The sequence below is a fragment of the Streptomyces tricolor genome, from assembly GCF_002155905.1.
GTDB classification, from domain to species: domain Bacteria; phylum Actinomycetota; class Actinomycetes; order Streptomycetales; family Streptomycetaceae; genus Streptomyces; species Streptomyces tricolor.
The window spans coordinates 1-3,331 of the sequence record NZ_MUMF01000169.1; the positions used below are offsets into that span (position 1 = coordinate 1).

Here is a 3,331-nt window from a genome sequence, read left to right on the forward strand (position 1 = left end):
CGGGCGCCCCCGGCATGCCGCCAGGCGCTCCGGGTGCTCCGGGCGCCCCCGCGCCGATGCCCCCGGGTGCCATGCCGCCGCCCGGTGCGATGCCGCCGGGTGGGCCCCTGCCGGGCGGACCCGTGCCGGGGCAGGCCCCGGCGTACGGATATCCGTCGCAGGGGCAGCCCACGGTCGGCCCCGGCTACCAGGCCGTGCTGCGCTACCGCGCGCAGGACGGCTCCGAGCAGCAGCTGATCCGGCGTTCGGCGCCGGGCACGCCGCACCCGGAGTGGCAGATCTTCCACGAGCTGCGGGCCATGAACGTGCCGCCGGACCAGGTGCTGGAGCTGCACACGGAGCTGGAGTCGTGCGCGCTGCCGGGCGCCTACTGCGCGCGGATGATCCGTGAGCAGTGGCCGCAGGCGCGGATCACGAGCATCGCGCCGTACGGCACGGACCACGCGAGCCGGCAGCAGGGCATGCAGCAGTTGCTGGCGCACCAGGGCGAGCTGCACCAGGTGGCGGACGGTCCCGCGCGTCCCGCGCCGGTGCGGGCGCCGCTGCCGCCGGTGCAGGCCGCGCCGCCGGTGCCGCCGGAGGGGGTCGCGCAGGAGCTGGCCGCGGCGTTCGGGCCGGGGATCTTCCGGTTCGACCAGCAGGCGGTGTCCCGGCAGGGGGTGCCGCCGATCGTGGCGCACACGCTGGTCGTGGCGGGGCTGCCGGTGGACATGGGCCCGTTCTTCTGGGCGCAGGCACAGCCGGGCCGCCCGGTGCCGACGCTGGCGGAGCTGGCGGCGGAGCGCGGGGTGCAGCCGGCGCCGGACGCGGGGTCGTACCTGGTCATGGGCACCGACTTCGGCAAGGCGCTCTGTGTGCAGTACGGGACGGCGAACATCGTGGCCGTGCCGGTGGAGGCGGGGCCGGGCGGTGCGCCGGTGCCGCCGCAGTTCGTGAACACCGGGCTGCCGGAGTTCGCGCGGTGCCTGGCGCTGCTGGGCCGGATGTGGCGGCTGCGGTACGGGCTGAACCAGGAGCAGGCGGGCCGCTGGACCGTCGACTTCCAGGCGCAGCTGGCCGCCCTGGACCCGGCGGCGCTCGGTTCGCCGGAGAGCTGGTGGTCGGTGCTGCTGGAGCAGATGTGGGACGGACTGCTGTAGCGCGGCCGTAGCCCGTCGGCCGGGTGTGCGTCCTCGGGCCCTTCACGCGCGCGCGTGAAGGGCCCGACGCATGTCCGGGCGGGCCGTGACGTTCCTGCGGAGTGTCGCGTTATGAACGCCTACGTCCGATCCATCAAGATATGCGCGAAATCATTCTGTCGTGTATGTCCGGTGGAGAGGGGCCCCCAGGGTGAGCAGCGCATCGATGCCGTCGCACGGCTTCGTGACCGTCCGGGGGCGTGGCTACCGCCCCGACCAGGTCGACGCGTACCTGGAGGCGCTGTCCGAGGACCGGGACGCCGCCTGGGAGCGCGCGGCCCGGCTGACCGTGCTCGCCAAGGACATGGAGGCGGAGCTGGGGCGGATGCGTGAGGCCGTCGCCCAGTTGGAGCCGCAGACGTACGAGTCGCTCGGGGCCGCGGCACGGCGCCTGTTCCGGCTGGTGCTGGAGGAGGCGGCGGACCTGCGGGAACGTACCCGGCGTGCGGGCGAGGAACTGCTCGCGCAGGCCGAGGTGCGCGCCGGGCGGCTGCGCCGGGAGACGCAGGAGGCGGCGGACGCCCGGCGCGCGCAGGCCGACGAGGACGCCCGCCGGTGGCTCCTCGCCGCGCAGGCCGAGGCCGACGAGATCCGTGTCGCCGCCCGGCAGGAGGTGAAGGCGTGGCGCGCCGAGCGGCTCGCGGCGCTGCGCGAGGCGCGGGAGCGCGCCGCCGGTCTGCTCGCCGAACAGGCCCGCGAGCACGCCGAGCAGTGGGCCGAGGCGGAACGCGCGGAGGCGGAGCGGACGGCCGCGCTGGACGCCCGGCACGCCGAACGGATCGGCCGGGCCGAGGCCGAGCTGGCCGAGGCCGAGCAGGCCCTGCGGGAGGCGGAGGAGTCCGCGCGCCGCTCCCAGGAGGAGGCACACGCGCGTGCGGCCGAGATCGTCGCCGACGCGCGCCTGCACGAGGAGCGCATCGCCCGGGAGACGGAACGGGTGCTGCGCGAGCACGGCGAGGTCTGGGACGACATGCAGGCGCACATGGACTCCGTACGCGACAGCCTCATCTCCCTGACCGGCCGGGTGCCCATGGAGTAGCGCGGGCCGGAGGGTGACGGACGCGCCGTCAGTTCCCCTTCCCGGTCGTCCGGACCGCGCCGGCCAGGATCCAGCCCTCCACCGCCTCGTACTGGCGCCGCTGCTGCTCCGCCTTCGCGCGGCCCGACAGCACCGTGCCCAGCCAGCCGAAGAGGAACCCGGCCGGGATGGAGACGATGCCGGTGGTGGTGAACGGGAACCAGGCGAAGTCGGCGTGCGGGAACGCCGACACGGGCGAGCCGGAGACGAGCTTGGTGCCCGGCATGAGCAGCAGCACGGTCAGCGAGCCTCCGATCAGCGTGGCCAGCAGCCCGCTGCGGGTGTAGCGGCGCCAGAAGAGGCCGTAGACCAGGGCGGGGGCGAGGGCGGAGGCGCCCAGGCAGAAGGAGAGCGTGACCAGGGGTTGCAGGCTGTGCCGCTGCACCAGGGTGGCCAGCAGGATCGTCGGCACCCCTATGGCGAGCGCGGAGACCCGGGCCAGGGTCATCTCGCGGCGGGCCGGCATCTCCTGCACCCGGGCCGCGAACACGTCGTGCGCGAGGGAGTTGGCGCAGGCGAGGATCATGCCGGCGACCGAGGCGAGCAGGGTCAGGAAGAGCGCGGTGGTGACCAGCGTGAACAGGAAGGTCTCCGCCGTCGTCACCTCGGTGCCGAAGACCGCGCGCGAGCCCAGCAGGTACGCCGTGTTGCCCTGCGGGTCGGCCGCCGCGATCGCCGTGCGCCCGAGCAGGGCCGTGGCGCCGAAGCCCACCACGGTGATGACGAGGACGAACAGGGCGACCAGCGACACCGCCCAGGACATCGAGCGGCGCACCTGGCGGGCGCTGGAGGCGGTGTACATGCGCATGGTGATGTGCGGCAGGCAGGCGCCGCCGAGTACGACGGTCAGCTCCGAGGCGATCATGTCGACGCGGGCGGCGGGTGCGGTGCCGAACTGCAGCCCGGAGCGCAGGAAGGCCGGTCCGGCGCCGCTCTGTCCGGCGGCGGCGGTGAACAGGGCGCCCGGGTCCCAGTCGAAGCGGCGCAGCACCAGCGCGGCGACGACCGCGCCCGAGCCCATCAGCAGCACGATCTTCAGGATCTGGATGAGCGCGGTGCCCTTCATGCCGCCGAT

3 protein-coding genes are annotated in these 3,331 nt (G+C 74.8%); 2 read left to right on the forward strand and 1 reads right to left on the reverse strand.

Annotated elements, in window-relative coordinates; genetic code table 11:
* Both CCN44_RS13475 and CCN44_RS13480 read left to right on the forward strand, forming a co-directional pair.
* A partial coding sequence (locus tag CCN44_RS13475; protein ID WP_244203913.1) for an SUKH-4 family immunity protein occupies positions 1–1,139 on the forward strand: 1,139 nt, incomplete at its 5' end.
* Between the two features lie 190 nt (positions 1,140–1,329).
* The gene (locus CCN44_RS13480) at positions 1,330–2,217 is read left to right on the forward strand and encodes a coiled-coil domain-containing protein (protein ID WP_059251003.1); all 888 of its coding nucleotides are present in this window, start codon (positions 1,330–1,332) and stop codon (positions 2,215–2,217) included.
* A 28-nt stretch (positions 2,218–2,245) separates the two neighbouring features.
* Here the strand turns inward: CCN44_RS13480 and CCN44_RS13485 are convergent.
* The coding region (locus tag CCN44_RS13485; protein WP_244203914.1) for a sodium:solute symporter family transporter at positions 2,246–3,331 on the reverse strand (1,086 nt) is incomplete at its 5' end.